General features: G+C 70.4%; 30 protein-coding genes. 15 read left to right on the plus strand and 15 right to left on the minus strand.

The annotated features are described in order from the left end of the window. The first annotated feature begins 20 nt into the window (after window positions 1–20). Window positions 21–1,121, plus strand: a complete 1,101-nt coding sequence (locus I3V78_RS02815; protein ID WP_204484770.1) for a protein kinase family protein — start codon at window positions 21–23, stop codon at window positions 1,119–1,121. A 6-nt stretch (window positions 1,122–1,127) separates the two neighbouring features. On the opposite strand, the gene I3V78_RS02820 is transcribed toward I3V78_RS02815, so the two are convergent. Further along, window positions 1,128–1,625 (minus strand): hypothetical protein, encoded by a 498-nt coding sequence (locus I3V78_RS02820; protein ID WP_204484771.1) that lies wholly within the window; start codon window positions 1,623–1,625, stop codon window positions 1,128–1,130. Window positions 1,626–1,733: 108 nt separating this feature from the next. Further along, complete coding sequence (locus I3V78_RS02825) at window positions 1,734–2,195, minus strand: hypothetical protein (protein WP_204484772.1); 462 nt, start codon at window positions 2,193–2,195, stop codon at window positions 1,734–1,736. 62 nt (window positions 2,196–2,257) lie between these two features. Between I3V78_RS02825 and I3V78_RS02830 the strand changes: the two genes are divergently transcribed. Continuing rightward, a complete protein-coding gene (locus I3V78_RS02830) occupies window positions 2,258–3,022 on the plus strand; it encodes an SAM-dependent methyltransferase (protein WP_204484773.1) in 765 nt (254 codons plus the stop codon). On the opposite strand, the gene I3V78_RS02835 is transcribed toward I3V78_RS02830, so the two are convergent. Beyond that, window positions 2,974–4,011 carry an alpha/beta hydrolase gene (locus I3V78_RS02835; protein ID WP_204484774.1) on the minus strand — a complete coding sequence of 346 codons (1,038 nt, stop codon included), beginning with the start codon at window positions 4,009–4,011 and terminating at the stop codon, window positions 2,974–2,976. The two genes, I3V78_RS02830 and I3V78_RS02835, sit on opposite strands and share 49 nt — an antisense overlap. A 389-nt stretch (window positions 4,012–4,400) precedes the next feature. Between I3V78_RS02835 and I3V78_RS02840 the strand changes: the two genes are divergently transcribed. Further along, a complete protein-coding gene (locus tag I3V78_RS02840) occupies window positions 4,401–6,437 on the plus strand; it encodes a hybrid sensor histidine kinase/response regulator (protein ID WP_204484775.1) in 2,037 nt (678 codons plus the stop codon). Between the two features lie 12 nt (window positions 6,438–6,449). On the opposite strand, the gene I3V78_RS02845 is transcribed toward I3V78_RS02840, so the two are convergent. Beyond that, entirely contained in the window at window positions 6,450–6,896 is a 447-nt protein-coding gene (locus I3V78_RS02845; RefSeq protein WP_204484776.1) for a J domain-containing protein, read from the minus strand. Window positions 6,897–6,929: 33 nt separating this feature from the next. Beyond that, a complete protein-coding gene (locus I3V78_RS02850) occupies window positions 6,930–7,298 on the minus strand; it encodes a hypothetical protein (RefSeq protein ID WP_204484777.1) in 369 nt (122 codons plus the stop codon). A 140-nt stretch (window positions 7,299–7,438) separates the two neighbouring features. Here I3V78_RS02850 and I3V78_RS02855 point away from each other — a divergent pair, with 140 nt between their 5' ends. Next, the gene (locus I3V78_RS02855; protein WP_204484778.1) at window positions 7,439–7,966 is read left to right on the plus strand and encodes a helix-turn-helix domain-containing protein; all 528 of its coding nucleotides are present in this window, start codon (window positions 7,439–7,441) and stop codon (window positions 7,964–7,966) included. Here I3V78_RS02855 and I3V78_RS02860 read toward each other — a convergent pair. Further along, on the minus strand, window positions 7,951–8,481 hold the full coding sequence (locus tag I3V78_RS02860) for a tetratricopeptide repeat protein (RefSeq protein WP_204484779.1): 531 nt from the start codon (window positions 8,479–8,481) through the stop codon (window positions 7,951–7,953). The two genes, I3V78_RS02855 and I3V78_RS02860, sit on opposite strands and share 16 nt — an antisense overlap. A 23-nt stretch (window positions 8,482–8,504) precedes the next feature. Further along, window positions 8,505–9,419 (minus strand): LysR family transcriptional regulator, encoded by a 915-nt coding sequence (locus tag I3V78_RS02865; RefSeq protein WP_204484780.1) that lies wholly within the window; start codon window positions 9,417–9,419, stop codon window positions 8,505–8,507. A 72-nt stretch (window positions 9,420–9,491) separates the two neighbouring features. On the opposite strand from I3V78_RS02865, the gene I3V78_RS02870 reads away from it, so the two are divergent. The 3 genes from I3V78_RS02870 to I3V78_RS02880 all read left to right on the plus strand — a co-directional run bounded on the left by I3V78_RS02870 (window position 9,492) and on the right by I3V78_RS02880 (window position 12,731). Continuing rightward, complete coding sequence (locus tag I3V78_RS02870) at window positions 9,492–10,862, plus strand: MFS transporter (RefSeq protein WP_204484781.1); 1,371 nt, start codon at window positions 9,492–9,494, stop codon at window positions 10,860–10,862. 96 nt (window positions 10,863–10,958) lie between these two features. Next, on the plus strand, window positions 10,959–11,843 hold the full coding sequence (locus I3V78_RS02875) for a hypothetical protein (RefSeq protein ID WP_204484782.1): 885 nt from the start codon (window positions 10,959–10,961) through the stop codon (window positions 11,841–11,843). Window positions 11,844–11,969: 126 nt separating this feature from the next. Continuing rightward, on the plus strand, window positions 11,970–12,731 hold the full coding sequence (locus I3V78_RS02880; RefSeq protein WP_239576269.1) for a class I SAM-dependent methyltransferase: 762 nt from the start codon (window positions 11,970–11,972) through the stop codon (window positions 12,729–12,731). Here the strand turns inward: I3V78_RS02880 and I3V78_RS02885 are convergent. The 4 genes from I3V78_RS02885 to I3V78_RS02900 are packed head-to-tail and all read right to left on the minus strand — an operon-like array spanning window position 12,700 to window position 15,044. Beyond that, on the minus strand, window positions 12,700–13,182 hold the full coding sequence (locus tag I3V78_RS02885) for a hypothetical protein (protein ID WP_204484783.1): 483 nt from the start codon (window positions 13,180–13,182) through the stop codon (window positions 12,700–12,702). The two genes, I3V78_RS02880 and I3V78_RS02885, sit on opposite strands and share 32 nt — an antisense overlap. Window positions 13,183–13,195: 13 nt before the next feature. Further along, window positions 13,196–13,630, minus strand: a complete 435-nt coding sequence (locus I3V78_RS02890) for a hypothetical protein (protein WP_204484784.1) — start codon at window positions 13,628–13,630, stop codon at window positions 13,196–13,198. Between the two features lie 59 nt (window positions 13,631–13,689). Beyond that, a complete protein-coding gene (locus I3V78_RS02895; RefSeq protein ID WP_204484785.1) occupies window positions 13,690–14,613 on the minus strand; it encodes a metallophosphoesterase family protein in 924 nt (307 codons plus the stop codon). A 17-nt stretch (window positions 14,614–14,630) separates the two neighbouring features. After that, window positions 14,631–15,044, minus strand: coding sequence for a hypothetical protein (locus tag I3V78_RS02900; protein WP_204484786.1), 414 nt, complete (start codon window positions 15,042–15,044; stop codon window positions 14,631–14,633). A gap of 114 nt (window positions 15,045–15,158) precedes the next feature. On the opposite strand from I3V78_RS02900, the gene I3V78_RS02905 reads away from it, so the two are divergent. From I3V78_RS02905 to I3V78_RS02915, 3 genes are all read left to right on the plus strand, one after another. Then, window positions 15,159–16,700, plus strand: coding sequence for a CapA family protein (locus tag I3V78_RS02905; protein ID WP_204484787.1), 1,542 nt, complete (start codon window positions 15,159–15,161; stop codon window positions 16,698–16,700). Window positions 16,701–16,882: 182 nt separating this feature from the next. Beyond that, on the plus strand, window positions 16,883–18,184 hold the full coding sequence (locus I3V78_RS02910; protein ID WP_204484788.1) for an MFS transporter: 1,302 nt from the start codon (window positions 16,883–16,885) through the stop codon (window positions 18,182–18,184). A 109-nt stretch (window positions 18,185–18,293) separates the two neighbouring features. Further along, on the plus strand, window positions 18,294–19,550 hold the full coding sequence (locus I3V78_RS02915) for a sensor histidine kinase (RefSeq protein WP_204484789.1): 1,257 nt from the start codon (window positions 18,294–18,296) through the stop codon (window positions 19,548–19,550). A gap of 36 nt (window positions 19,551–19,586) precedes the next feature. Here the strand turns inward: I3V78_RS02915 and I3V78_RS02920 are convergent, their stop codons facing one another. The 3 genes from I3V78_RS02920 to I3V78_RS02930 form a co-directional block, all read right to left on the minus strand. After that, complete coding sequence (locus tag I3V78_RS02920) at window positions 19,587–20,072, minus strand: hypothetical protein (RefSeq protein WP_204484790.1); 486 nt, start codon at window positions 20,070–20,072, stop codon at window positions 19,587–19,589. Between the two features lie 230 nt (window positions 20,073–20,302). Then, window positions 20,303–20,698 (minus strand): hypothetical protein, encoded by a 396-nt coding sequence (locus I3V78_RS02925; protein ID WP_204484791.1) that lies wholly within the window; start codon window positions 20,696–20,698, stop codon window positions 20,303–20,305. 199 nt (window positions 20,699–20,897) lie between these two features. Then, window positions 20,898–21,716: an acyl-CoA thioesterase gene (locus I3V78_RS02930; RefSeq protein ID WP_204484792.1), complete on the minus strand. Its 819-nt coding sequence runs from the start codon at window positions 21,714–21,716 to the stop codon at window positions 20,898–20,900. 208 nt (window positions 21,717–21,924) lie between these two features. Between I3V78_RS02930 and I3V78_RS02935 the strand changes: the two genes are divergently transcribed. From I3V78_RS02935 to I3V78_RS02945, 3 genes are all read left to right on the plus strand, one after another. Beyond that, entirely contained in the window at window positions 21,925–23,019 is a 1,095-nt protein-coding gene (locus tag I3V78_RS02935) for a glycoside hydrolase family 5 protein (RefSeq protein WP_204484793.1), read from the plus strand. Between the two features lie 120 nt (window positions 23,020–23,139). Next, window positions 23,140–23,682, plus strand: coding sequence for a VOC family protein (locus I3V78_RS02940; protein WP_204484794.1), 543 nt, complete (start codon window positions 23,140–23,142; stop codon window positions 23,680–23,682). Window positions 23,683–23,738: 56 nt separating this feature from the next. Beyond that, complete coding sequence (locus I3V78_RS02945; protein WP_275583532.1) at window positions 23,739–24,314, plus strand: glycoside hydrolase family 5 protein; 576 nt, start codon at window positions 23,739–23,741, stop codon at window positions 24,312–24,314. 16 nt (window positions 24,315–24,330) lie between these two features. Here I3V78_RS02945 and I3V78_RS02950 read toward each other — a convergent pair whose 3' ends face one another. Next, the gene (locus I3V78_RS02950) at window positions 24,331–25,152 is read right to left on the minus strand and encodes an alpha/beta fold hydrolase (protein ID WP_239576270.1); all 822 of its coding nucleotides are present in this window, start codon (window positions 25,150–25,152) and stop codon (window positions 24,331–24,333) included. Between the two features lie 190 nt (window positions 25,153–25,342). Here I3V78_RS02950 and I3V78_RS02955 point away from each other — a divergent pair, with 190 nt between their 5' ends. Continuing rightward, on the plus strand, window positions 25,343–25,903 hold the full coding sequence (locus I3V78_RS02955) for a hypothetical protein (RefSeq protein ID WP_204484797.1): 561 nt from the start codon (window positions 25,343–25,345) through the stop codon (window positions 25,901–25,903). Between the two features lie 11 nt (window positions 25,904–25,914). Beyond that, complete coding sequence (locus I3V78_RS02960) at window positions 25,915–26,664, plus strand: hypothetical protein (RefSeq protein ID WP_338023452.1); 750 nt, start codon at window positions 25,915–25,917, stop codon at window positions 26,662–26,664. Window positions 26,665–26,720 lie beyond the last annotated feature (56 nt).

The raw sequence follows: 26,720 nt of genomic DNA on the forward strand, positions 1-26,720 counted from the left end.
GCCCACACGGAGGGAAGCGGATGAGCCTGGAACAGGAAAGACAACACGCTCAGATCGCCTGGCTCGCCTCGGGTCGACCCCTGGAGGTGGGGGAGCGTTCCACGCTCCCCCTCCCCTTGGAGACCCTGAAGTCTCTCACGGCCGAGTCCTCGCACGTCATCCAGACGTTCGACTCCGGGCTGACGGCCTTCGTGTATCGCATTCGCGTGGGAGGCCGGGATTGGACGCTCAAGCGTCAGCGGCCCGAGAGCCTCGTGCGCAACGTGGATGGACAGACCTCCTTCCTCAACGAGGTGCAGCGCCGCGCGGACTTCACCGCGCTCAAGGCGGACCCCGAGCGGGCGCCTCGGTTCACGCACATCGTGGAGACACGCTATGCCTCCCTGCTCGACGGCGTCATCCTCTCGCCTTGGATTGAAGGCGAGCGGCTCCAGCGCTTCGACGCGCGGGTGTATGACCAGCTCTTCGGCGCGATCGTGAACCTGGAACTCGCGGGCTTCTTCGAGTGGGACTTCTGCCCCGGAAACGTCCTGGATGACGGCGAGCGGGTGACGCTCTTCGACTTCGGGTACATGTATCGCTTCGAGCCGCGCCAGCATTACAACAACAATGGCCTGGCGACACCGCTGTTCCACGGCATCGAGCGCTTCGAGACGCGCCACTTCTTCGGCCACCTCGTGCGCAACCCCGAGCGCCTGGACGAGCGGGGCCTGCTCGCCCTGTTCCGCGAGGAGAAGACCGCCGCGCTCACGCATTACGAGCACAAGCGCGCGCGGCTGGAGGCCCTGGGCGCCGAGGCGCACGTGTTGCGCTGGCAGGAGGACATCAACGCGCGGTGGCGGCGGGCCCTGGACGGCGACGACGCCCTCGGGCGCCTGTACCTCGTGGAGGGCTTCCGCTCGCATGTGCTCGACCTGTTCGACGACGTGCACGGCCGCTCCTGCACGCCCACCACGCTCACGCGGGCGGAGTGGGTGCTCGGGGTCCTGCGCGAGCACTTCACCCTGCTGCGCGAGGAGCGGGGCCTCTTCTTCGGCGACGAGGCCCTGAGCCAGCCGGAGCTGCTGCGCAAGTACGCGCAACTCCGGGAGAAAGCCCGGGAATATCAGCTTCCCGGCTGAGCGCCCCTACTGGGTCTGGCCCGTCACGGTGAGGGTGGTGGTGCACGCCTGACTGGTGGAGCGCACGTCCGTGGTGGTCAGCGTGGCGGACAGCACGCGGCGGCCGTCGCGCAGGGCGACGGTGCCGTTGATGAGCACGTCCAGGGTGAGCGTCTGCTCGCTGCTGCGGTTGGCGAGCCGGGTGGTACGCGTCTCGACGCGGAAGGAGCCGAGCATGTCCGAGTTGGAGGCCAGGTAGACGTCCCCGGACAGGGGCACCTCCAACTGGGTGGTGGGGTCCACGACGTGCAGCAGGACCTTGCGCCGCTCGTTGCTCTGTTGAATCTCGACGCTGGGTGAGAGCAGGTAGGGGCTGAAAGGACACTCCCCCACGGGGACGCTGTCGGCGATGGAGTAGACGCCGGAGATGTCTGGACAGCCCTGGGTGCAGGGCGCCTGGGCGTTGTCACAACCCGCGGCGGCCAGCGCCAGGAGGAGCACGGAGATGCCAGTGGATCGAGCCATAAGGCCCCTAGGCTGTGCACGGTCCCGGACGCGGGCAGTCCAGGGCCTCACGGCGAGTGGAGCACCTGTGCACGTTTGGATAGAGGGGCCGACCAGTGGCGGACAGTTTCAGCGCCGATCGAGGATGCGACCCTTCGCGTCGATGGCGTAGACGGCGCCCGCGTCGAGGAGCTCCTCGGTCAATCCACAGCGCTTGAGGTCTGGCACGAAGGCCACGAAGACCACCGCCTCCGCCTCTCGGGCGTGCACCAGGGTGTCGTAGGTGCTCGGTCGAGACAGGCATGCGGCCACCCGGCGGTCGGGGTCCTCGGTGCTGAACGCGCTGCCGGGAGGAAGGAAGTCGTCCAGGGCGATGCGCAGCGCGGCGAGCGTGGGTCCCGAGAGTCGGGTGCCCTCCTCCATGGAGTCCGGGAACCGGACGGTGGCGGCCTCCTCGGGCGGCGCATGTTCGGGCTTCTCGAACCGGTAGAAGCCCAACCAGGAGCATCCGCTCGCCATGCCCGCGAGCAACATCAGACCCAGCGATGTCTTGAATGTGCACGACAGACCGGGCTCTTGGCGTGAAACCATGGGGGGAGCATGGGGCACTCCACTGGAGCGTCTCAAGCGCTTTGGGGATAAGAGGCTCTCTCGTGAGCACCTCCCTTCCCGCGGCGGATGAAACCCTCGACTCGATTGGCACCGCGGGCGTGCGGGTGTTGCAGCGCCGGGGCGGCTATCGCTTCACGCTGGACGCGGTGCTGCTCGCCGCGTTCGCCGCCGCCGAGGCCCCGTCCGTCCCGGGTCCCCTCCTGGAACTCGGCGCGGGCAGTGGCGTGGTGTCCTTCCTGCTCGCGTGCCAGTTCGGCCTCGGTCCCGTGGATGCCCTGGAATTGCAGCCCGAGGTGCATGCGCGGCTCGTGCGCGCCGTGGCCCTCAATGCCTGCGAGGGTCGGGTGCGCCCGCTGCTCGGCGACCTGCGCCAGGCGCGCGCCCTGTGGGCCCCGGGTGCCTACGCGCACGTGGTGTCCAACCCGCCCTTCCGTCCCCGGGACGCGGGCGTGCACAGCCCCGACCCCGAGCGCGCCCTCTCCAAGCAGGAGGTCGCGTGCGAGGCCGCGGACGTGGTGGCCGCGGCCCGGCATGCCCTGCCGCCCGGGGGCCGCGTGAGCCTCGTGTACCCCGCGGCGCGCGTGGCCGAGGTGCTCGGGCTGCTCGCCGCGGCGCGCTTCTTCCCCGTGGCCCTGCGCTTCATCCACGCGCGCGCCGAGGCGCCCGCCACGCGCTTCCTCGTGCATGCCGTGCGGGACCGGGCCCGGGAGCTCGCCGTGCGCCCGCCCCTCGTCGCCCATGGCGCGGGCCCCGGCGGCTACTCGCCCGAGGTGGCCGCCCTCATGGACCCCCCCCGCGCCGGGTAGAGGTACTCCAGCACCTCGGCGAAGCGCGCGGACCAGGCCGCCTCGGTGTGCTCGGCGCCCTCGTACACCGTGTAGCGCACGTCGTCCTCGGGCCAGCCCTTCTCCAAGAGCGCCTGGTGCAGCCGCGCGGCGTCCTCCACCGTCTCGGCCTCCTCGTGGTCGCCCTCCTGGGTGCCCATGTCCACCCAGATGCGCAGGGGCAGGGGCCCGGACAGCGCCGCCACGCGCCCGAGGATGTCCCGCTCGTCCCACCACACCGAGGGGGAGATGACGCCCAGGCGCGTGAAGGTGTCCGGGTACTTCATCCCCAGGTAGAGCGACACGAGCCCGCCCAGCGACGAGCCCGCCAGGCCCGTGCACGCGCCCTCCGGCCGGGTGCGGTACGCGCGGTCGATGAAGGGCTTGAGCTCGTTCACCAGGAAGTCGCCGTACAGGTCCGCGCGGCCCGCGTCCGGGTACTTCTCCGTCGCCGTGTGCGTGTACTCCGGCAGGCGATCCATCCCCGTGTTGTAGATGCCCACGATGATGACGGGCTCCACCCGGCCGGCGCGCACGAGCGCCTCGGCCGTCTCGTCCACGTTCCACTCCACGCGGGCGAACGCGGTGAGCGCGTCCATCAGGTTCTGCCCGTCGTGCATGTACAGCACCGGGTAGCGGCGCGTGTCACCCGGGGTGTCGTAGCCCGGCGGCAGCCAGACGATGAGCCGGCGCGCGGGCAGCCGCGCGTCCCGGGGCTTCACCTCGTGGTGCCGCACGAGTCCGGTGAGCGTGGGCGGGGGATCCTCCGGCGCCCTCCAGGCCGCCAGTTCCACCAGGCCCGGCTCATCCTCCTCGGTGATCGCATACGCCCGCTCGGTCAGCTCCTCGCCCATCGCACCCTTCCCCGCCTTGCCCCGACCCCGCCACGTCGCCCGGAAGCCCCGCCACGTCCTCGACCCGAGCGACACCGATGCCGAGTAGAGGCTGTTCATCGCCGTGCGCAGTTTCATCGCCGCCCCCGGTGCATTCGCTCGGGGCGGTTCATTGCCGGACACCCGCGCGCGGACGCGGGGCTCGGGGATGACGGGCGGCCGGAGGGCTCACGGCGGGGGGACGGGGGAGCGGAAGCGCGGAATCGCCAGGTCATGCGGGCCGGGAGGGCGACAGGCCTTTCCCGTGAAATCGGACACTAGCACGGGGCACCGACCCCTCCGCGCCCGTCTTCGGGTCCACCAGCGGACGCTTCGTTGCAATCCCCATATCCCGGATTAAGAAGAAAATTACGCGCCACTTCGAACCCAGGTATGTACCAGGGATCAGCGGCGTGGGGAGGTGGCGTCTGGCGGTCCGGGAGGCATTCCGGCCCGGACGGGCTTCCGGCGCGGCGGGGGGGAGCGACATGATGGGCGAGCACCAGCACAGCGCGGGGCGGGGCGTGTCCGGAGCGTCGTGGGGACCTCCCGAGGGCGCGGAGGAAGCGGCGCGGCTCGAGGCCCTGCGCGGCTACGAGGTGCTCGACACGGAGCCCGAGGTGATGTTCGACGAGCTCGCGTGGCTGGCGGCGCGGCTGTGCGGCATGCCCATGGCGCTCATCTCCCTGGTGGATGACCGGCGCCAGTGGTTCAAGGCCCGCCGGGGCCTGGACCTGCGCGAGACGCCGCGCGACGTGGCCTTCTGTGTCCACACGCTCCGGGCGGGCCGCACGCTGGTGGTGCCGGACGCGCTGGAGGATCCCCGCTTCCGCTTCAACCCGCTCGTCACCCACGGCATGCGCCTGCGCTTCTACGCCGGGGCGCCGCTGGTCAACCCGGAGGGCTTCGTGCTCGGCACCCTGTGCGTGCTGGACACGGTGCCCCGCGAGCTCACGCTCGAGCAGCTGCACGGCCTGGAGGTGCTGGCGCGGCAGGTGATGCTGCAATTGGAGGCGCGGCGCGCGCGGCTCACCCATGTCCGGCTGGATGCCTTCCACCAGGTGCTGCACGAGTTCGTCTGGGAATGGAATCCCCAGACGGGGCGGGTGTCCTGCGGCCCGCGGCTGTTGGACCTGTTCGGCGACCGGCCGGGCCGCTCGCCGGACGGCGACGGCTGGTTCGAGCGCATCCACCCCGAGGATCGCGAGCGCGTGCAGCGGGGCTTCACCGCGGCCCAGCGGGGCCAGGATCGGCTGTGGACGGACGAGTACCGGGTGCAGCGGGGGGACGGCACGTGGGCGCGGGTGCTCAACCGGAGCATGTTCGTGCGGGACGAGGACGGGCGGCTGGTGCGGGTGGTGGGCGTGGTGGAGGACCTGACCGAGCGCCACGCGTTGCGCGAGCGCCTGGCGGTGTCCGACCGCATGGCCTCGGTGGGCACGCTGGTGGCCGGGGTGGCGCACGAGCTGAACAACCCGCTCGCCTACGTGATGGCCAACCTGGACTACGCCCGGGACGAACTGCGCGCGGTGCCGGCGCCCGGGACGGAGGGGCTCGCCGAGGCGCTCGACGAGGCGCGCGAGGGCGCCGAGCGCATGCGCACCATCGTGCGGGACCTGAAGCTCTTCAGCCGCAAGGACGACGAGCACCTGGAGTGGGTGGAGGTGACGCGGGCGCTCGACTCGGCGGCGGCCATGGCGTGGAACGAGGTGCGCCACCGGGCGCGGCTGGTGAAGGACTACCAGTCCCTGCCGGCGGTGTACGCGAACGAGGCCCGGCTCGGGCAGGTGTTCCTCAACCTCGTCGTCAACGCGGCGCAGGCCATTCCCGAGGGCGCGGCGGAGCGCAACGAGATCCGCCTGAGCACCCGGGTGGACGAGTCGGGCCGGGTGGTGATCGAGGTGCGGGACACGGGCCAGGGGATTCCCGAGGAGGTGCGTGCCCGGGTGCTCGAGCCCTTCTTCACCACCAAGCCGCTGGGACTGGGCACGGGGCTGGGGTTGCCCATCTGCCAGGACATCATCACGCGGCTCGGGGGGACCTTGTCCTTCGAGAGCGAGGTGGGGGTGGGCACGGTGTTCCGGGTGGTGCTCGCGGCGCCCGAGCCGCCCCAGCGCGAGGACGTGCGGCGCAGCGAGCGCGAGGCCCCGGCGCGGCGGCGGGGCCACCTGGTGGTGGTGGACGACGAGCCGCGGGTGCTCGCGGCGCTGCAGCGCACGCTGGGCTCGGAGCACGACGTGACGGGCTTCACCCGCGCGGAGGCGGCGCTGGCGTGGCTGGAGCGGGGACAGCCGTGGGATTTGCTCCTGTGTGACGTGATGATGCCGGAGATGACGGGCATCGAGCTGCACGAGACCCTGGTGCAACGGATGCCCGAGCGGGCCGGGCACATGGTCTTCGTGACGGGGGGCGCGTTCACCAAGCGGGCGCGCGCGTACCTGGAGCGGGTGGACCTGCCGCGTCTGGAGAAGCCCTTCGATCTCCAGGCGCTCCGGGCCATGCTGGACGCGCGACTTCAGACGTGAGGCGAGGGTGGCTCACGAGGGGCGGAAGCGGCCATCCGGCCCCCGGTTTCGTTCCACGTTTGGATCCCACGTGGTGTTGCTCGCCTGAGACATCTTGTGCCAAGCGAAGGCAGCGATACCCAGACCGAAGAGGACTCCCCAGAAGTTATCTTCCTTGGACGCGGTGGGCGTGGACGCGGTGGGGGATGGGGGGGGCGGGGGGGCGGAGGCTTGTGCTTCTTCCGCCGCCGCACGTTGTTTCTGCCACGTTTGCTTGAGCAGCTCCATATCGTACCGCTTCCGTTGGGTTTGATCGCCCAGGATTTCATAGGCGGCGGAGATGGCCTTGAACTGCTCTTCCTTAACGGAATCCCCTGGATGGTGATCCGGATGGGTGGCGAGGGCGAGCCGATGAAAAGCCTTCTTGATCTCATCGGCGGTCGCGTCTTGGGCGATGCCGAGCGTTTGATAGTGAGTCATAGGTCGTTCCTTTAGGGTCAATGGATGTGATGCTTAGTCGTTGTCGTTCGAGGACAGCAGCCACGTGCCAACGGCGATGGCCAAAGCAGAGCCCCAGAGCACGGGTGTCTCGAAAAAATGTTCGATGGGGTGACGGCGTGGGTCCCATTCGTCCCAGTGGATGAAGGCGCGCGTGCCATCGATTCTCAGGTGGTAGCAGCCATTGCTCCGCGGCTTGCGGTAGTGCCGACCAGATCCGATTCCGAAATGAACTTGGTATCGGTCGTCTTCGAGCAGCCAGTGAGCCTCAGTGAGGCTGATTTCGAGCTCCTCCTGCCGAGCGAGCATGCTGACGCGTTGCTCCGCAGACGGAGAAGAGGGCGCGGGATTATTCCAAAATGGGTACGTGTAGGCGTCGTTCATGGTGGAGCGGCATACTGAACTTAAGTCACGTACCTGTCAACGACCTAAATCTGCATATTATGCGGGAATGGGTGGACAATGTAGTATCTTTCCCGCAATTTGGATGAGTGCACCCCATGTTATGCTGCGCGAGGTGAGCCATGCCCCCTGAACAAGCGAAGAAGCCAAGCGAATCAGAGGTTTACGCACTGGTCGTTGGGAAGATCATCGCCACACTGCGGGCCCAGAAGGAGTGGTCGCAAGAAGACTTGGCGCGACGTGTGGGTCTGACGCAGTCGACGCTGTCGCGTATCGAGCGGGGGCAAGCGCACCCAGATCCTTTCACCTTCAAGAAATTTGCCGAGGTGTTCGGGATGGGAGTGGAGGAGTTCCACGCTCGGGTGAATGAGGCGATGGAGGCGACCAAGCGAGCCACCCAGGGGGCCACCAAGCGGACTTCCGATGCTTCTCCCTGGTGGGAAGTGGCTATTGGAATCGCCGGAATTGTAGGACTGGTGGGGCTGGTGTCGTTCGCCGTGGCGGCCATCCTTGAGGAACAGAAGCCAGACGAGCCGGAAGAACCGGAAGCGTCGCCGCCCGGTTCTTCTTCGCAGTCGCCCGATCCGAGGTCGCCGGGAGGTGCCGGTGCTTCTGAAGCGGGTCCCTCTGCACGTCAGCGTTCTTCTTGACGTTCCCTAACCCAGTGGAGAGGGGCCATTTTCGCGAAGGCGCGAGCTTCAGCGATCAGTTGGGAGTTTGGGAAGACGCACAGGGCACGTTGGGCGACACCGATGGCCTCCTCGGTCTTGTCCTGTTCTCCCAGGGCTTCGATCAAGCCCGACCAGGAGTCCTCCAGGAGTTCGAGGGTTCGCTGGCTCGCCTCGCGGTAGAGGGCCTCGGCGCGCTCGGGAGCGGCCCGCACGACGCTCATGAAGCGCGCCAATCCCATGAGGGCCTCGGGCGACCTGTCCGACAACTCGACGGCCTCTTGGAGCATGCGCTCGATACGAGCGAAGGCGGCATCCGTCTGTTCGGCGTCTTCACCGCTCCACAGCTCGGCCCGACTCGCCAACAGCAGCGCGGGGACGAACGCGGGACATCGGGCACGAAGTTCTTCGAGCAATTGCAGTTGTCGGGGGCTTCCTAATTCCAGGCCTTTTGCCTCGGCCATCAATTGCTGGAGTTCATGGGGACTGGAGTGCATGGCGCCTCTTGGGTTGTCTGTGTTTATCGGTGTGTGGACGACGGACGAGCTTCGGCGCGCCGGAGGGTGTCAATAATGAACCGCTTGAGCGCCCGGGCCGCCGCGGTGAGGTATTCCTCTCCTCGGTGCACGAGGGCCACCTGACGTCTCGGACCCCCCTTGCTCAGGGCCACCACGTCGAAGCCTCGCGCCGCGTGCTCCTTCGCCATCAACGCGGGCAGGAGCGCCACCCCCAATCCCTGCTCCACCATTCGCCGCATGCCCTCCGCGCTGTCGATCTCCACCGCGATCCGGGGATGGATTCCGCTCGCCTCGCTCGCCGCCTCCAGCGCCGCCGCCCCCGTCATGCGCGGCATCACCACCCACGTCTCCGCCAGGGCCTCCGTCAGCGCCACCGGTCGGCCCAGCCGTGACAGCGCATGGCCTTTCGGCACCGCCAGCACGAAGTCCTCCTCCCACAGCTTCTGCGACACGAGCTCCACCCGCCGCAGCGGCAGGGCCACGATGCACAGGTCCAGCTCGCCCCCCGCCACCCGCGTCTCGAGCGTGTCATGCGGGCCCTCGCTCAGCTTGAGCCGCACGTCCGGGTAGCGCTGTTTGAAGTCCCGCGCGAGCTCCGGCAGCACCGACGCGCTCACCGTGCGCAGCGTCCCGAGCGCCACCGACCCCTCGGGTGTCGTCGTCAGCTCCCCGAGCTGCGCCGCGCCCACCGCCAGCGCGTCCAGCGCCCCTCGCGCGTGCGGCAGGAAGCGCTCCCCCGCCTCCGTCAGCACCGTGCCCCCTTGCGTCCGGACGAGCAGGCGCACGCCCAGCTCCTCCTCCAGGGCCTGGAGCTGGCGCGTGAGTCCGGACTGCGACACCCCGAGCTGTTTCGCCGCCACCGTGAGCCGACCCTCCCGGGCCACCTGGACGAAGGCGCGTAGCTGTTCCGTGTTCATGCGGTTTGTGCATGGAGTCTATGCGCGGGATGCGTCTTTCGCATGGCGGGCGATCCGTTATTTCTAAAGGCCATGGATGCGAGTCTTTCGGAAGCCGCCCCCGCCGCCCCTCCGGGTCTGGCCCGGCGCGTGGCCACCGGCGCGGTGCTCCTGGCCCTGGTGGTCACCGCCTTCGAGGCCACCGTCGTCACCAGCGCCATGCCCACCCTCACGCGCGAGCTGGGCGGACAGCACCTCTACTCGTGGGTCTTCTCCGCCTACCTCTTCGCCTCCACGGTGGGCATGCTCCTGTTCGGCAAGCTCGCCGACCACCTGGGCCGCAAGCCCATCTTCACCCTGGGCATGGGCCTGTTCCTCCTCGGCTCCGTGCTCTGTGGCGCCGCCCCGAGCGTGCCCGCCCTCATCGCCTTCCGGGTCCTCCAGGGGCTCGGCGCCGGGGCGCTCCAGCCCACCACCATGACCATCAGCGCGGACCTCTACTCCCTGCGCGAGCGCGCCTCCATCCAGGGCCTGTTCACCGCGGCCTGGGGCGGCGCCAACGTCGTGGGCCCCCTCATCGGCGGCTGGCTCGTCATGCACGCCTCCTGGCGCTGGGTCTTCCTCGTCAACGTGCCCGTGGGCCTGCTCGCCCTGGTGCTCCTGCACCTGTCCTTCAAGGATCCCGTGCGCCCCGCCACCCGGGTGGACCTGGTGGGCCCGGCGCTCGTGGGCACCTCGCTCGCCCTGCTCCTCTTCGCCCTGGAGGGCAACGCGGGCGCGTGGCGGCCCCTGTTCGCGCTCGCCGCGCTCGCGGGCGGCGTGCTCGTCCTGCGCCAGCAGCGCGCCTCCGCCGCCCCGCTCATCCCCCTGGACCTGCTGGAGGATCGCACCGTGCGCTCGGGCCTGTTCGGCGGACTGCTCGCCGGCGGCCTGCTCTACGCCACCACCGCCTTCGTCCCCCTGTGGATGACCGAGCGCGGCGGCCACAGCCCCCTCATGGCGGGGCTCGCCCTGGTGCCGCTGCTCGGGGGCTGGGCGTGTGGCTCCACCTTCGGGGTGCGGGTGTTCGCCCGGGGCGGCCTCCGGGCGAGCGCCGGCGGCGGCTTCTCGCTCGCCTTCCTGGGCACGGTGCTCTTCACCCTCGGCGTTGCCCGGGGCTGGGACGTGCCCGCCCTCTTCGCGAGCCTGGCGCTGCTGGGCATGGGGCTCGGGCCGGCCGCCTCCACGTCCATCGTGGGCCCCCAGACGCGCGCGCCCTGGCAGCACCGGGGCATGGTGACGAGCGCCGTGTACGCCTCGCGCATGCTCGGGGGCTCCTTCACCATCGCCCTCGTGGACCTGCTGCCCGGGGGCTTTCCCGCGCGCTTCGCCTTCATCGCCCTGCTCGCGGGCACCGCCGCGCTGGTGCTGTGCACGTGGGCTCCCGGCCGCGTCGAGCCCCAGGCCTCGCCCGCGCGCGCCTGAGTGCTCCCACCCGGGGTGTGCCTCCGGCCCGCCCGGGTTTCCAGGCACAAAGGCTTTGTTCACTCAGGGGGCAAGACGGGCCATGATGCGCGCCCTATGGGAAGGACGCGTCATCCATCCACGTGGCTCCTGGCCCCCCTGGCCGTGCTGGGGGCGTGGCTCGGGAGCCCGTCCGCGCGCGCCGAGTCGCCTCCCACACCGGAGACGCCCCTCACCCAGTGCGGCGACAAGCAGGTGGGCCCGGGGGCGGACCAGCTCCAGCCGCTCGGCCAGGGCTTCTACGCGGACGGCGCGCGGGTGTGGCGCGGCTGCACCCCCCTGCTCCACCGGCCCCTGAAGAACCGGCCCCCCCTGCCCTTCGCCACCGACACCTTCAAGCCGCTCGGCTGCGGCTTCGTGCGCTCCTCCACGGGCATCTACTGGGACAAGCCCCTGGATGATCAGGACACGGTGGACGGCGCCGACGTGCTCACGCGCCTGGACCTGGTGGACGCGGCGACCTTCGAGGTGGACGCGGACTGCCGGCCGCGCGACGCCCGCTTCCTCTACCTCAACCACACCGCGAAGCCCGCGCTGCCCTCCTTCGTGGCCGTGCCCCGGGGCTCGGGCCAGGGGTACGACGAGCTGGGGTGTGGCTTCGTGCGCACCGAGGGCCGCGTCTACTTCGGCGTGCTGCTGGTGGAGGGGGCCCAGGCGCCCGCCTTCACCTCGGTCCAGGGGCGGCTGCCCGCCGAGGAGTGTGGCGAGGGCCTGTACGGCAAGGACAGGCAGCGCGTGTGGTGGCGGCAGTACCTGGTGAAGGGCGCGCCCGCGCGGCTCTTCCGGGTGCCCAAGGAGGAGAACCCGGGGGCCCGGGTGGGGTGTGTGGGCCGACGCTCGTTCCAGCTCGCCATCGCCGACAGGAAGCCCAACCCCGTGTGCCAGCCGGTGAAGAAGAAGAAGCCCGCCCGCCCGGTGAGGGAGAAGAAGGCCCGGCGGTGAACTTCCGGGCGGGGAGCGAAATCCCCGCCGATCCCACCGGAATCCCCGCTCTCCCGCGCGCGGGGCCTTGGACGCATGCTCCGCTCAGACCATCGCCCTGCCCCACCGGGCGGGCCGGAGCTGCCCATGTCCTCGCACGACCATTCCCACGCCCACTCCCACGCGCACGCGCACGCCCACGGGGCCCCCGCGCACGGCGCGTCCTTCCGAAGCCACTTCGGCGCCGAGCGCGCCGCCCAGTACGACGCCCAGATGAAGCACTGGTTCATCGGAGGGGAGGCCCTGCACGAGGCGACCGCCACGGTGCTCACGGCCTTGCTGGCCGGCCGGGACACGGCCTCGCTGCTGTGCGTGGGCGTGGGGACGGGACAGGATCTGATTCCCTACGTGAGGCACGGCGCGCCCGGCTGGCGCTTCACGGGCGTGGACCCGTCCGCGGACATGCTGGAGGTGGCGCGCACGCGGGTGGCCGACCTGGGCTTGAAGGAGCGCACCCACCTGCACGTGGGCACCCTGGACTCGCTGCCCGAGGGCCCCCTGTTCGACGGCGCGGAGATGATCGGCGTGCTGCACCACGTGCCGGACGAGGAGGGCCGGCTGGCGCTGTTGCGCGAGGTGAAGCGGCGGCTCCAGCCGGGGGCGCCCTTCGTCTTCGGCTGCCGGGTGGGCGTGGATCCCGTGCTCACGGCGGTGGAGGAGCACCGGCTGCGGTGGGCGGGCGCGCCGATCGAGTTCGGCCGGAACATGGCCGAGGCCTTCGCGCGCCAGAACCTGCCCGAGTCCGAGACGGCCCTCGCGGCGCTGCTCGCGCGCGCGGGCTTCGAGCCTCCGCGTCAGTTCTTCGCCGCGATGCAGTTCAGGGTGTACCTGACGCGCTCAGCCGCTTGATCCACGCCCCATGGGCGGACGAATCAGGGCCCGGTCGAGGGGGGGGCTCCTCGGGAGCGGCGGGCGGGGGTGCCCGGGCGATGACCTCGCCCTGGGGCGTGACGGCATAGACATACCACCAGTCGAGCACGCGCCCCCGGGGGCCTCCGCACCGGTCGAAACGCTCATCCAGGACAACGTAATAGAGCTGGGGCGTGGGACCGGTGAAGACCGCGACGTCCAATCCCTGCTCGGGGCTGGTGCAGCCCCAGAAGAGGCCCGGGTCCGTGTTCTCCCGGAGCATCTCGCGGAGGGCACCCGCGGCCGCGAGCGCGGCCCCCGCCTCCATGGGAGGCACCAGATTCCGGGTGGAATGCGCGTCGGGCCATTCCACCACGGGCTTGGGGGGCGTGGCCCACAGGAAGCATCCTGGGAGCGCCGCCGTGAGTAAAAATACGCTGGATGGCTTCATCTGTGAATACCGGTTACAGACGTTTATCTTTTAGCAGGATGTAAAGGAAGTGAGAGGTTTCCTTGGTGCTGAGACTTTCTCCTCCAGGATTGATGTTTGTTATGGGATTGCGGAATCGACACCTGTGTGCGTAGTCGATCAAATCCCGTTCCAGATCGATGGCGATGTCGGCTCTGTATGCCTCGTAGAGGACGACCATCTGCTCCCAACCGTTGCGCGTATGCTGCTTGTAACGCAATTTGGGTTCGGTGGTCACACCAACGTAGACACTGTCCCAGTGGCTTCGGTACCCATCAAGAATCGGCTTGATGTAGTGCATCGCTTCATCGCGGTGAACTGCTTGAATTTTTTCGGTGTACAATGGGTGCTCTATGTGTGGTTGTGTGGAGCGTCCACTTAGGGTTTCTGGGTTTGCTCGGTCGCTGAGAGACATGACCTTGCGAGCCATTGGGTACACGTCCCCGGCGATTAACCGATAACATCACGGAGTCAAGTTGGGCAAGAGGGTCAGTGACAGACGCCGCGGCCCTGGTCGCCCACGTCGCCGTCTGTCTGGAGGAACTCCCAGGTGTAGCCCTCCTCCTCCAGCGTGAGCTTCAACACGCCGTGTTTGTCTCCAATGCGCTTCCTGCTGCTCAGGGGCGCGGGCTCCAGCGGATAGAAGAACGTGCCGCCCGTGCCCACCACGAACTGGCGGATGCCCTGCTCCTCGCTCACTGTCTGGCCTTGCGGTGTCTGGGGCGCGAAGCGCTCGTAGAAGTGATCGTGCCCCGTCACCATCACCTCCGCGCCCGCCTCGGCGAGAATCTCCCAGAGCGGTCGCACGAAGCCGTTGTTGCGCACCGCGATCGACGTGAAGAGCGGCCGGTGCATGTACGCCAGCGTGCAGCGCGTGGGATTCGCCTTCAAATCCTCACGCAGCCAGCGCTGCTGCTCGGTCGAGGCCTCGCCCTGCAATTCCGAGTTGAGCGCCACCAGGTGCCAGGTGCCCAGGTCGAAGCTGTAGTAGCCTTTGCCCCGCTCGCCCGCCGCCTCGCCGAAGTAGTCGTAGTAGGGGGCCGCCCCGGGCTCCAGGTACTCGTGGTTGCCCGGCACCGGCCGCGTGCGCGCCTTGTGTCGGCCCCACGAGGGCTCGTAGCAGTTGGTCAGCGCGCTCGCCGAGCCCGTCGGGTAGGCGCTGTCGCCCAGCACCAGGACTGTCCCCGGCTGCTGGTCCAGCAGCGCCGCCGTGGCCTCGTCCCCGTCCGAGGAGCAGTTACCGATGTCCCCCGCCGCGAGCACCACTGGCGCCGGCGGCTTGTTCTCCGGCGGCGGCACCTCCTCGCCCGGCGGGGTCGGATCCAGCGAGGGGTGTTTCTGGCAGGCCACGAAGCACCCCCCCAGCAGCAGGGCGCTCGCGGTGATGGTGGTCAGGACCAGGCGCTTGCTCATGCGCCTTTTGTCTCACGTCACGGCACGGCGGTCATCGTGAGGGTCACCTGCTCGGTGATGATCCCACACGCGTCGCGCGCGACCCGTGCTTCCCCGCTCGCCCTCCATCGCTCGTCCGCGCTCCAGGCCTGGATGAAGTAGTGCCCCACCCCCTCGACGGACGGGGCCCAGGACTCACAGTGCTCGCGGCAGGTGTCCCGGAGCACCCGATCCTCCGACCAGACGCGGATGAAGGCTTCGTCGAGGAACCGGTTGCCCTGTGCATCGATGAGGTCCACCACCAGCGGGCTGCGGGCCTCGAGCGTGCACGTCACCGTGGGAAGGGAGTCCAGCGGCGCGCGGGGCTCGGGCGGCGGCGTGGGGGCGTCGGGACCGCACGCGGTGCACGACGACACCGCGGCGAGCAGCAGGGCAGTGGGCAGTGGGCGCATGCGGCCACCCTACGCGAAACGGGGGGCCTCGCTCAGGGGCCGGGCCGTCGAGCGTCCGAGGCTCCACACACCCCTCCCCCCGCGCTGCGCGCACACCGTAAGATGCCCGCCCCCATGCGCTCCCGTTCCCTCCTGTTCTCCGTGCTCGCGCTCGCCTCGCTCGGAGGCTGCGCCACGCCCCGCGTCGCCGCGCCGCCCGAGCCTCCCGCCGCGCCCCAGCCTCCTCCTCCCGCCCCCGAGGCCCCGCCGGCCCCACCCGCGCCCGAGGCCCCGCCCGCGCCGCCGCCCGTGAGCGAGGCTCCGCCCGCGCCGCCGGCTCCAGAGGCGCCCCCGCCCCTGGTGTCCACCGCCGCCGAGGTGGACGCGCTCTTCGACCGGGGCGTGGAGGCGATGAAGGCCAAGGATGCCCCGGGCGCTGTCGCCGCCTTCTCCGCGTGTACTCGCTCGGCGCCCGTGCGCGTGGACTGCCACTGGGAACTGGGCTGGGCCTACTCGCTGCTCAACCGCTGGCCGGACGCGCTCGCCGAGTGGAACACGGTGCAGAAGCTCGACCCCAAGCACCCGGACCTCGAGGACGCGCTCACCCAGGCCCGGGGTCAGTCCGCGCTCCAGCGCCAGCTCGCCCAGGACAGCGCCGCCGCGCCCCGTCCGCCGCCCCCGGCCGACGCCCGGCTGCGCATCCGCGCCGTGGGGGACGTGATGCTCGGCACCTCCTTCCCCGAGGGCCTCTTGCCCCCGGATGACGGCGCCGCGAGCCTCACCGCGGTGGCTCCACTGCTGCGCGACGCGGACCTCACCTTCATCAACCTGGAGGGCCCGCTGTGCGACAACGGCGAGACGCAGAAGTGCCGCAAGGGCGGCAACTGCTACGCCTTCCGCTCGCCCACGCGCTACGGGGCCTACCTCAAGGACGCGGGCGTGGACCTGGCCTCCACGGCCAACAACCACTCAGGCGACTTCGGCGAGCTGTGCCGCCGCGAGACCGAGGCCACGCTGGACGGGCTCGGCATCGCCTGGAGCGGCCCCGCTGGCACCGTCGCCACCGTGGAGAAGAACGGCCTGCGCGTGGCCATGGTGGCCTTCCACACCTCGCCCAACTGCAACCACGTGAACAACCACGCCACCGCCTCGGCCTTCATCCGCTCGGTCAAGCGCGGGCATGACGTGGTGCTGGTGTCCTTCCACGGCGGCGCGGAAGGCGGCAAGGCGCTCAACATCCCCCAGGGCACGGAGATGTTCTACGGCGAGAACCGGGGCGACCTGCGCGCCTTCACCCACGCCGTCATCGACGCGGGGGCGGACCTGGTCATCGGCCACGGCCCCCACGTGGTGCGCGCGCTCGAGTTCTACAAGGACAAGCTCATCCTCTACTCCCTGGGCAACTTCGCCACCTACGGCTCCTTCAACCTCAAGGGCCCGCAGGGGCTGGGGATGATCGCCGACGTGGAGCTGGACGGCCGGGGCCGCTTCGTCGCCGGGCGGCTCCTGCCCACGCGCCAGGAGGGCCGGGGCATTCCCCAGCCGGACCCGCGCGGCGAGGTCATCGAGCTGGTGCGCCGCCTCACCGCCGAGGACTTCCCCACCTCGGGCGCCCGGGTGAGCCCCGAGGGCGTCATCACCCCGCCCAAGGCCAGCGCCTCGCGCGCCGCGCCCTGAGCCGGAGCCCGGAGTCCGTTGGACGTCCCACGGATTCCAGGACGGTTTGAAGGCATATAAGTATGGTTTCACGGCACTTGCCCGCAATGCCTGTCAGCGCGGCGGGCGGGCGTCGTGTTTCGGGCAGGGACGCGGGTGCGCACCGAGCGCGCCGGGGGGGGACGGGTTAAAAGGAAGCACCCGTGTCCGCCCTCCACCTGTCCCGCTTCTCGTCGCTCCGGGCCTTCGGGCACCGGGATTTCGTCCATGTCTGGTCTGGAGCGCTCGTCTCCAACATCGGCACGTGGATGGAGACGCTCGCGCTGGGCGTGTTCGTCACCACGGTGACGGGCCGCGCGGAGGCGACCGGAGGCATCGCCGCCCTGACGTTCCTGCCCGGAGTGGTGCTCGCGCCGGTGAGCGGCGTGCTGGCGGACCGGTTCGACCGGCGGGCCTTCGTGGCCGCGGGCATGCTCGCCCAGGCGGTGCTCGCCGCGGTGCTCACGCTGCTGGCCTTCACCGGCCGGCTCACGGTGCCCGCGGTGGCGGTGCTGTCCCTGCTCAACGGGTGCGCGAGCAGCCTGGTCAACCCCGCCTTCGCCGCGCTCATCTCGCGCTCGGTGCCGCCGGAGGATTTGCACAGCGCCTTCAGCCTCAACTCGGCGCAGTACAACCTGGGGCGCATCGTCGGTCCGGCGCTGGGCGCGGGGGTGATGGCGACGCACGGCATCGCGTGGGCGCTGGCCGTCAACACGCTGTCCTTCGTGGCGGTGCTGTGGGCGCTCTGGCGCGTGCGGCCCCAGCCGCCCGCGGCCCACGAGCGTCAGGAGGCGCTGGGCCAGGGGCTGATGCGGGGGCTGCGCGTGTCGCGCGAGGACGCGACGCTGTGGATGCTGCTCGTGACCGCCTTCGCCGTGTCCCTGTTCGTCTCGCCCTTCATCGGGCTGGTGCCGGTGTTCGCCATCCGCGTCTTCCACGAGGGCGCCGCCGCCACGTCCTTCCTGGTGGCCGCGCAGGGCGTGGGCGCGGTGCTCGCGGCGGTGCTCATCGGCCCCCTGGTGACGCGGCTCGGACGCCGGCGGCTCCTGGAGGTGTGTCTGGTGTTCATCGGCCCCGTGGCGGCCGTGTACTGGATGGCGCCCACCCTGCACACCGCCGCGCTGGCCATGGTGGGGCTCGGCGCGCTGTACATGGCCACGCTCACCAGCCTCAACACCGCGTGCCAGCTGCGCGTGCCCACGGCCCTGCAGGGCCGCGTGAGCGGCGTCTACAGCATGATGGTGGCCGTGGGGTACGCGGTCGGGGTGTGGCTGCAGGGGGCGCTCGCGGACCGGGTGGGGGTGCGCCTCATCACCGCGGGCAGCGCGCTCTTCTTCCTCGCGCTGGTGCTCACCCAGCGGCTCTGGCGCCCGGAGGCCTTCGCGGCCACCGAGCCCACGCGGGCCGCCGAGCCCCTGGCGGCGCCCGCTCCCTCGCCCCAACTGGAGGGGGGCGCGGAGTTCTGAGCCGCCAGGCGCCCGATTTCGGGCATAAGCGTCACCGTGACGCGCTTCCAAGCCGTCAAGTCCGGTAGAGGGTCTCGGGAGGCCCGGAACTGGCCGGACAGGACGGCTCATGGATTTCTCCTCACGTGCACGGCAGGCGGGCATCTCCCTCGACGACACCCTGCGGCTCCTGGAAGCCCAGGCGGCGCTCGCCCGCGTGGACGACGCCGGGGTGCTCGCCCGGCGGACGTGCGAGCTGGCCCGGGGCCTCATCGAGGCGGACGGGGCCTCGTTCGTGCTGAGCGAGGGGGAGCACGTCTTCTACGTGGAGGAGGACGTCCCGGGCGCGCTCTGGCGCGGGCGGCGCTTTCCCGTGGGGGAGTGCATCTCCGGGTGGGCCATCCGCCACCGGCGCCCCGCCGTGGTGACGGACGCGGCGCGGGACGAGCGCGTGCCCTGGGTGCTCTACCAGCCCACCGGGGTGAAGAGCCTCGCCATGATGCCCATGGGGGGCGCCGAGGCGTGCCGGGGCGCGATCGGGCTCTACTGGTCGCGCGAGCACACGGCGAGCGCGCGCGAGCTCTTCCTGCTCGAGGTGCTCGCCGAGGCCGCCGCCTCCGCCCTGGCGCACGCCGAGGCCCCGCCCCGCGCGGAAGGGCCTCGGGCCGACGGCTCCCCGTCCCTGGGGGCGCCCCCGCTGCGCTGGCTGCTGCCCGTGCTCCTGCGGGACATGACGCCGCCGCTCGACACCATCCTGCTCGGGGCCCGGGCGCTGCTCCTGGGCGGCGAGCTCGGCACGGAGGATCTGCGCCAGGTCGAGCACATCCTCTCGGGCGTGGCGCGCGCGCGCCACCAGGTGGACCAGGCGCTCGCGTATGCGTCCCGGCACGTGCGCGAGGGCCTGCGGCTCGCCGTGTCCCCCACGCGCATGGACGTGCTCGCGCGCCACGTGGTGGACGCGGCGCGCGAGGCCTTCCCCCACCGCCGGGTGGACTTCGTCGCCCAGGAGGTGTTGGGGTCGTGGGACGCGTCCCGCATGGCCGAGGCCCTCCAGCACCTGGTGCGCGGCGCGCTCCAACAGGGCTCGCCCGAGCACCCCGTCACGCTGCGCGTGGAGGCCCGGCCGTCCGAGTCCTACGTGGAGGTGCACACCGAGGGGGTCTGCATCCCCGAGGCCCAGCTGCCCGGCCTGTTCTCCCCTCCGCTCACGCCGCCCGAGGCGGGGCGCCCGGAGGAGCTGGGGCTGTTCATCGTGGATCAAATCGTCCGGGCGCACGGGGGGCGCATCCAGGTGCGCTCCACGCCGCGCGAGGGCACGCGCTTCATGCTCCACCTGCCCCGGCACCAGCCCTCCCCCATCCCCCCACCCGGCGAGCACCGCCCCTGAGGGACGAGGCCCCGCCGGGCACGAGGGCACGGGGGACTACTTCGCGTCCACCGTGAGCACCATCCAGCGGTCCGTGCCGTGGTCGATGCGCACGTTGTTCGCGCCGGCCTCCTGCAACTGGTGGATGACGCGCTCGAGGAACTGCAGCTGCTCCTGCGACGCGTCCACGAACACGTTCTTCACCGCCACGCCCTTGGTGGGCTTGGGCTTCTTGGCGGCGGTCGCCAGGGCCAGCGGCTCGCTGGAGGCCACCAGCTTGAGCCGGCCGGCCAGGTCGTCCCCGGGCGTCTCGGCCTCGGCCTCGGCCTCGACGGAGGCCTCCTCGCCGCGCTCGTCCGTCCCGGGCACATCGCGCTGGGACTGCTCGCGCAGCTCGTTGAACGTCTTGGCGTTGAGCGACGCGCCGAACTTGTCCTTGTAGGTGTCCATCGCCTCGTTGCGGCTGATGTCCGGCTGGGCGCGGAACAGCTCGAGCAGGAAGCTGTGCCGCTCCTGCGCCTGATCCTGGGAAATCCTTGCCATCTGTGCTGAACCTCGGAGTGCGCGCCCGTGTCCCACGACCAGCCGCGAGAGCGCGGGGGCGGCGCGCACGCTAACCGAGCCCCCGGGAGAGCGGAAGCCACCCGGTGAGAACCCGCCCGCCTGCTCCCCGCCGCGCGGCACGACAGGGAAGAACCCAGGAAGAACCAAAGAAAAACCGGGACCCCCGTGTGAGGGGCCCCGGCGGGATGCTTCCAGTCGGAAGGGGGGGATTACTTGCAGACGTTGGCGCAGACCGCGGGCTGCTTGGAGGGGTCCGTGCCGAAGGCGGCGAGGTAGTCCGCGCAGGACAGCTTGGCGCGCGCGTCCGAGCAGTCCGAGGCGGCGCCCAGGTCGAACGTCTTGCCCGCGTTGGTGCCCGTGCAGTTGTCGTTGTCGTCCTTGCGCGCCGAGCAGCTGCTGGCCGCGTAGAGCTTGGTCTTGCAGTCGCTCTCGCTGGTGCCGAACACGGCCTGGAACTGCGTGGAGGCCTTGGCCGCGTCCGACTGACACTCGTACTGGCGCTCGCAGACCTGATCCACGCCGGACTTGCAGACGTCCTCGGGGGAAGGACAGCCGATGGCGAACAGCGACAGGGCGGCGGTGCTGACGAGGAAGAACTTGCGCATGGACGTCGTCTCCTTGGGGTAGCCGTGGCGCGGCCACGGGCCCCGGTCGGTTCCCCCCCTCAGGGTGTTCCAACCGGCGAGCGCCGCCGGTGTTAGCACTCCCCTCGCGCAAAGGCTAACTTCTCTTGACGGAAAGACAGGCTTTACGCCGTGCGTCACGCCAAACCAGACGTGGCGCGCCGCGACAGGAGATGGGTAATCACCGGGAAGGCGGAAAGATGGCCGCCATTTGCCGGAGTTGGCCCAACAGTTGGCCCTCCTCATTCCAGACATGGGCGAGGTCGTCCGCGTAGCCCTGGGCGGCGTGCAGGGCGTGGCTCGTGCGCAGGAAGAAGGCGTCCGGCGCGCTCGCGAGCGGCAGGGGCGCGTAGAAGTGCGCCGTGTAGTCCATGGTGGCGCCCTGGCAGAAGCCGTCCACGCGGGCGAAGGCCGCCGAGGGAAAGGCATCCAACAGCCCCACGAGCAGGGGCGCGTCGAGGGGCTCGCCCTGGCGCGGGCGCACCCAGCCCGCCATGCGCGGCTCGGCGGCGCCGGCGAAGGGCAGCCCCTGGAACCAGCGGTAGTCGAAGTGCGCCCCGAACGCGGGCAGGAACTCGCTGGGAATGGAGGGCAGGTCCGCGGGCGGCGGCGCCTCGGGCGCACGCGCCTCGCTGAAGACGAGCGAGGTGTCACGTGGCAGCGCGAACGTGGCGGTCGCCAGACACGCCACCTTGCCCTCCTGCTCCAGGCGCGCGGACAGGTGCGACACCTGGCGTCCCGCGCGCTCGAGCCGCACGGTGATGAGGGCCTCGGCCTCGCTCACCGGTCCACAGACGTGCACGGTGAGCGAGCGCGGCGTGCGCTCGGGCTCGGCCAGCTCGCGCATCATCGAGCGCAAGAGCGCCCCGCCGAGCACGCCGCCATACGCCCCGCGTCCCTGGAACCAGTGGGGGGTGATGCGGCCCGCGTAGCGCCCCTCCCCCAGGGCGCTCCAGGTGGTGGCGGTGGCGAAGGGCGTCGGATCGGCGGGGTCGGTCATGCGCGGACCCTAGCCCACACCCACGGGGGCGTCTCCTGGCCGCGCCGTGGAGTCCTCCGCCACCCGCGGTGAGGGCGCGCCGGGCGGATGCCGTCCCGCTGTCACGTTGTGACAGGGATTGAATTGCCGTTCTGTCTTGGGTTGCTTGACCCGGTTTGTGAATGCAGACACAGTGCCCTCGACCACGACGCGGGAGGACACGACCGTCATGAAGAACCACCGGATGCGGGGTTGGCTCACGCTGGGGATGCTGCTGGGCGGTTGTGGAGGCGGCGAGGGGTCCGCGTCCGGGAGTGACGCGCCCGCCGTGAAGGAGCCCGTGGCCGAGGGGACTGGAGCGCCGGAGCCCTCACGGGCGGGCCTTCTGCCCTACCGGGGCATCAACCTGGCGGGCGCCGAGTTCGGCTCGGCGCTGCCGGGCACGCACGGCACCACGTATGTCTATCCGGATCCGGCGTACTCCAACTACATGACGGCGGACTATTACATCGCCCAGGGGATGAACACGTTCCGTCTGCCGTTCAAGTGGGAGCGGTTGCAGCGCACGCGCAACGCCGCCTTCGACGCGGCGGAGCTCACCCGGCTCAAGACCACGGTGAACCGGCTGACGGGCAAGGGCACCTTCGTCATCCTCGATCCCCACAACTACGCGCGCTACAACGGCCAGGTCATTGGCGCGGGCGTGCCCAACGCCGACTTCGCGGACTTCTGGAAGCGGCTGGCCACCGAGTTCAAGGGCAACCCCCAGGTGCTCTTCGGATTGATGAACGAGCCCTACAGCATGCCCACCGAGCAGTGGCTGGGTGCGGCCAACGCCGCCATCCAGGCCATCCGCGCCGCGGGTGCCCCCCAGCTCATCCTCGTGCCGGGCAACGCGTGGACCGGGGCCCACTCCTGGGGCGGCAGCTGGTACGGCACGCCCAACGCCACGGCGATGCTGGGCGTGCAGGACCCGGGCAACCACTACGCCTTCGAGGCGCACCAATACCTGGATGGAGATTCCTCGGGCACGCAGGCCGGGTGCGTGAGCGCGACGATCGGCGCCCAGCGCATGCAAGGCTTCACGAATTGGCTGCGCGCCCACGGCAAGAAGGGCTTCCTGGGCGAGTTCGCCGGAGGTCCGGACGCCGTCTGCCTGAGCGCGCTCGACAACATCCTCGGCCACCTCGAGGCCAACGCGGATGTCTATCTGGGCTGGACGTACTGGGCCGGCGGGCCGTGGTGGGGCGACTACTTCTACTCGCTCGAGCCCCAGGGCGGCACGGACACGCCCCAACTGGGCGCGCTGAGCGGCCACCTCTGAGCGGTGGGGCCACGCTCCGGGCGAAACCCATCGCCTCCGAGTGTGTGTCTTTGACGTGTCAAACATGGCCTCGCGACCGCGGCTAGTCTCCCGGGTCTCAACCCTCCGGGAGACGACACCATGAACAGTTCAGCGAAGGCCCCGAGCCGGCTTCACCACACCGCCTATGTGACGAAGGATCTCGAGGCGACGCGGCGGTTCTACGAGGAGCTGATTGGCCTGCCGCTCGTGGCCACCTGGTGCGAGTCCGACGAGCTGTTCGGCGCCATGCGCACCTACTGCCATACCTTCTTCGAATTGGAGGACGGCAGCGCGCTCGCGTTCTTCCAGTTCGAGAAGCCGGAGGACCAGGCGCTGTTCGGCCCCACCCTGCCGACCTCGCCCTTCCACCACATCGCGCTGCACGTGGGCCGCGAGGCCCAGGACGGCATCGAGCGGCGGCTGCGCGCTGCGGGCTACGCCGAGCCCGGCATGTACGTGCTGGAGCACGGCTACTGCCGCTCGCTCTACGTGGAGGACCCCAACGGCATGCTCGTGGAGTTCACCCATGACCTGCCCGAGGCCATCACCCCGGACGCCCACAAGGCCCGCCGCGAGAAGGCCCACCGGGAACTGGCGCGCTGGCTCGCGGGCGACCGGACGTCCAACAACGCCTTCCGGTAGCGCGAGCCACCAGGCGGGCGAGCGCCGCGCCGCCCGTCGCGGGAGGGCCTCCTGCCCTGTTCAAGGGCAACCCCCAGGTGCTCTTCGGATTGATGAACGAGCCCCACGGCATGCCCACCGAGCAGTGGCTGGGCGCGGCCAACGCCGCCATCCAGGCCATCCGCGCCGCGGGCGCCCCCCAGCTCATCCTCGTGCCGGGCAACGCGTGGACCGGGGCCCACTCCTGGGGCGGCAGCTGGTACGGCACGCCCAACGCCACGGCGATGCTGGGCGTGCGGGACCCGGCCAACCACTACGCCTTCGAGGCGCACCAGTACCTGGAGGGGGATTCCTCGGGCACGCAGGCCGGGTGCGTGAGCGCGACGATCGGCGCCCAGCGCATGCAAGGCTTCACGAACTGGCTGCGCACCCACGGCAAGAAGGGCTTCCTGGGCGAGTTCGCCGGAGGTCCGGACGCCGTCTGCCTGAGCGCGCTCGACAACATCCTCGGCCACCTCGAGGCCAACGCGGATGTCTATCTGGGCTGGACGTACTGGGCCGGCGGGCCGTGGTGGGATGACTACTTCTACTCGCTCGAGCCGCGGGGCGGCACGGACACGCCCCAGCTGGGCGCGCCGCGCGGCCACTTCTGAGGGTCGAGCGCCCGCCCTACCCTCCCGCCGAGGCGCGGAGGAAATGCTCGTGCAGCAGGGCATTGACCCGCTCGGGCAGTTGCAGGGGCAGCCCGTGCGAGGCCTCGGCGACCTCGACGTAGCGGGCCCCTGGAATCCCGGCGGCCAGGGCCCGGCCCAGCCTCGGCGGGGCGATGGGATCATGCGCCGCGCTCACCACCAGCGTGGGCAGGCCCGCGAGTGCTCCCAGCCGGGCCGTGGCGTCATAGGCGCCCATGGCCGCCATCTGCTTCATCGTGACCGGAGGCGCGTCCGCCAGGTCGTGTCCGAAGTGCTCGGCGAGCCGCTCGGCCCAGGCGTCCGGGTCTTCGCGGGCGAGGACCTCGGGCGGCAGGACGATGCGCAGGAAGGCCCGGCGGCGTTGGTGCCTCGTCCCCACCCGCGAGCGCAATCCCAACCAGATCATCCGGGCCGAGGGCCGGGTCACGTCCCGACCCCGGGCGAACGTGCACAGCAGGGACAGGCTGCGCACGCGTGCGCGGTCACTCAGGGCCAGGTGCTGGGCGATGAGTCCTCCCAGGGAATGCCCGACGACATGCGCCGAGTCCCAACCCCGGGCGTCCATCAACGCCCGGGCATCCTCGGCCATCCGCTCCACGCTCAATCGTCCGTCCAGCGGCTGACTGCCGCCGAGGCCCCGATTGTCGAACCACAGGCACGCGTGGTGTTCGCGAAGGCGTTCCACCTGGGGCCTCCAGGCCGCGCCCTGCACGGCCACGCCCTGGATGAACAACACGGGCGGACCCGCCCCCGCGAAGCCATACGCCAGCTGGCATCCCCGGTACTCGTGAAAGGCCATCTCCCTCATGGACGCGACGCTGGCTCCGCCGGAAGCGTCGTGTCAATCCACGGCGGGCAAGGCACCCCGCCGACCCGCGCGTTCCGGTGACGGCCACCCGGCCGCGACGCGTCCCAGTGGGATGGGTGACCCCGCACCTCTGTGTGGGGTTCTTGAATTCATGATTTTACTTGGAGTATTATTTGATTTCATGAATTCCCTGCGTTTCTGCTTGGTCATTTTCCTGATGCTGTCCGCGGGCGAATCCCGAGGCGCGTCACCGACGGCCCGACTGGTGACCGCGGAGGTGCTGGCCGCGGATTCGTTGAGCAATCACACGGCCGCCCTGCTCGCGCGCGGTCAGGTCTCGGAAGCCATCGAGTACTGGGCGCTGACCACGGGGAAGAACGCTCCCGCCTGGCTCCTGGGCATCCGGACCGCCTTCGACGCGAGCAAGCAGGTGGCGGGAGCCTGTCAGGGGGTCGCACAGACAGTCCACACCGCCTTCACCCGCTTGGGTGGCAGGCCGGAGTTCGTGGAGTTGAGGACCCGGTCCGCTCAGCAGGTTCCTTACATGGTGTTCAAGATGGCCAACGGTCGGGACTCCATGGTGACCGAGACGGGGTACCATGTCGTCGTTCGGATGAACGGGCGGGCTTATGATGCGTACACGGGTGCGGCGGGTCTTCCCTGGTCGGAGTACATGAGTCGGCTGAGCGCGCGATCCGATGTCACCCAGAGCGTGGTCGAGACCGTGACGGGGGCGCGATGAGCCAGACGAGCGTGAGGGCCTCTTCCGCGGTGAAGCCCATGGTCCCTCTCTGGGATGTCTTGTCGCGCATCCGGCAGGACTTGCTGACACGCACCGCGGGTCCCTACCAGCACATCGGCACACCGGACGTGCGGTGGATGACGGGCTTCGTGCAGGGCTACCTGGAGTGTCTGCGGGCCGGCGGTGTGCAGGAAGGTCCGGATCGTCTGTTTGGCGAGTGGTTTCGCGACGTGAAGAAGGCCTGGCCCGGTCAAGGCTGGGGCTCGGCGTATCTGCAGGAGTTCCACGGCGACCACACCCGCGCGGTGCTCAAGTATCTGGATTACGTCGCCGAGTTCCGTGGACTGTCCGAGGAGGCCCTGGCCGCCATTCCCTGGTACGCCCCGGGTCAACACCCCGCCTCGGTGAAAGCCTCCTGGGTGCCCGCCCATCGGCCCAAGAGCACGGTGGACCTCCTCTTGGAGATCCACCGGGAAGTGGGCGATGTCCCGGGCCGGTTGGGCATGTTCATCGGCGCCGTGGAGGCATGGCGCATGGCGGGCTTCATCGATGGCTACCGCCTGTGTCTCGGCCTCTCGGGAGCGCGGGACGAGGAATACTCCCGGTTCGAGCGGTGGCTGCACGAGGCCAAGGCCCTTCCCCCGGGTGAGCGCTGGCCCCAGCCCTTCCTCCAGGCCTGTGGGGACGATTCGGAGCAGGCCATCCAGCGGCTCCTGGAACTCGCCGCCGAGTTCCGCGCCGCGAATCCCTTGCCGGAATGACGGGAGCCGCCAGGCGGGCGAGCGCCGCGCCGCCCGTCGCGGGATGGCCTCGGGCC

Source organism: Archangium primigenium (genome assembly GCF_016904885.1).
Lineage (GTDB): Bacteria > Myxococcota > Myxococcia > Myxococcales > Myxococcaceae > Cystobacter > Cystobacter primigenius.

Bases quoted from the DNA above. Each gene is read 5' to 3' on its own strand.
- I3V78_RS02815 (WP_204484770.1), top strand. From the start codon at position 21: ATGAGCCTGGAACAGGAAAGACAACACGCTCAGATCGCCTGGCTCGCC.
- I3V78_RS02820 (WP_204484771.1), bottom strand. From the start codon at position 1,625: ATGGCTCGATCCACTGGCATCTCCGTGCTCCTCCTGGCGCTGGCCGCC.
- I3V78_RS02825 (WP_204484772.1), bottom strand. From the start codon at position 2,195: ATGGTTTCACGCCAAGAGCCCGGTCTGTCGTGCACATTCAAGACATCG.
- I3V78_RS02835 (WP_204484774.1), bottom strand. From the start codon at position 4,011: ATGAAACTGCGCACGGCGATGAACAGCCTCTACTCGGCATCGGTGTCG.
- I3V78_RS02840 (WP_204484775.1), top strand. From the start codon at position 4,401: ATGATGGGCGAGCACCAGCACAGCGCGGGGCGGGGCGTGTCCGGAGCG.
- I3V78_RS02845 (WP_204484776.1), bottom strand. From the start codon at position 6,896: ATGACTCACTATCAAACGCTCGGCATCGCCCAAGACGCGACCGCCGAT.
- I3V78_RS02850 (WP_204484777.1), bottom strand. From the start codon at position 7,298: ATGAACGACGCCTACACGTACCCATTTTGGAATAATCCCGCGCCCTCT.
- I3V78_RS02855 (WP_204484778.1), top strand. From the start codon at position 7,439: ATGCCCCCTGAACAAGCGAAGAAGCCAAGCGAATCAGAGGTTTACGCA.
- I3V78_RS02860 (WP_204484779.1), bottom strand. From the start codon at position 8,481: ATGCACTCCAGTCCCCATGAACTCCAGCAATTGATGGCCGAGGCAAAA.
- I3V78_RS02865 (WP_204484780.1), bottom strand. From the start codon at position 9,419: ATGAACACGGAACAGCTACGCGCCTTCGTCCAGGTGGCCCGGGAGGGT.
- I3V78_RS02870 (WP_204484781.1), top strand. From the start codon at position 9,492: ATGGATGCGAGTCTTTCGGAAGCCGCCCCCGCCGCCCCTCCGGGTCTG.
- I3V78_RS02875 (WP_204484782.1), top strand. From the start codon at position 10,959: ATGGGAAGGACGCGTCATCCATCCACGTGGCTCCTGGCCCCCCTGGCC.
- I3V78_RS02880 (WP_239576269.1), top strand. From the start codon at position 11,970: ATGTCCTCGCACGACCATTCCCACGCCCACTCCCACGCGCACGCGCAC.
- I3V78_RS02885 (WP_204484783.1), bottom strand. From the start codon at position 13,182: ATGAAGCCATCCAGCGTATTTTTACTCACGGCGGCGCTCCCAGGATGC.
- I3V78_RS02890 (WP_204484784.1), bottom strand. From the start codon at position 13,630: ATGGCTCGCAAGGTCATGTCTCTCAGCGACCGAGCAAACCCAGAAACC.
- I3V78_RS02895 (WP_204484785.1), bottom strand. From the start codon at position 14,613: ATGAGCAAGCGCCTGGTCCTGACCACCATCACCGCGAGCGCCCTGCTG.
- I3V78_RS02900 (WP_204484786.1), bottom strand. From the start codon at position 15,044: ATGCGCCCACTGCCCACTGCCCTGCTGCTCGCCGCGGTGTCGTCGTGC.
- I3V78_RS02905 (WP_204484787.1), top strand. From the start codon at position 15,159: ATGCGCTCCCGTTCCCTCCTGTTCTCCGTGCTCGCGCTCGCCTCGCTC.
- I3V78_RS02915 (WP_204484789.1), top strand. From the start codon at position 18,294: ATGGATTTCTCCTCACGTGCACGGCAGGCGGGCATCTCCCTCGACGAC.
- I3V78_RS02920 (WP_204484790.1), bottom strand. From the start codon at position 20,072: ATGGCAAGGATTTCCCAGGATCAGGCGCAGGAGCGGCACAGCTTCCTG.
- I3V78_RS02925 (WP_204484791.1), bottom strand. From the start codon at position 20,698: ATGCGCAAGTTCTTCCTCGTCAGCACCGCCGCCCTGTCGCTGTTCGCC.
- I3V78_RS02930 (WP_204484792.1), bottom strand. From the start codon at position 21,716: ATGACCGACCCCGCCGATCCGACGCCCTTCGCCACCGCCACCACCTGG.
- I3V78_RS02935 (WP_204484793.1), top strand. From the start codon at position 21,925: ATGAAGAACCACCGGATGCGGGGTTGGCTCACGCTGGGGATGCTGCTG.
- I3V78_RS02940 (WP_204484794.1), top strand. From the start codon at position 23,140: ATGAACAGTTCAGCGAAGGCCCCGAGCCGGCTTCACCACACCGCCTAT.
- I3V78_RS02950 (WP_239576270.1), bottom strand. From the start codon at position 25,152: ATGGCCTTTCACGAGTACCGGGGATGCCAGCTGGCGTATGGCTTCGCG.
- I3V78_RS02955 (WP_204484797.1), top strand. From the start codon at position 25,343: ATGAATTCCCTGCGTTTCTGCTTGGTCATTTTCCTGATGCTGTCCGCG.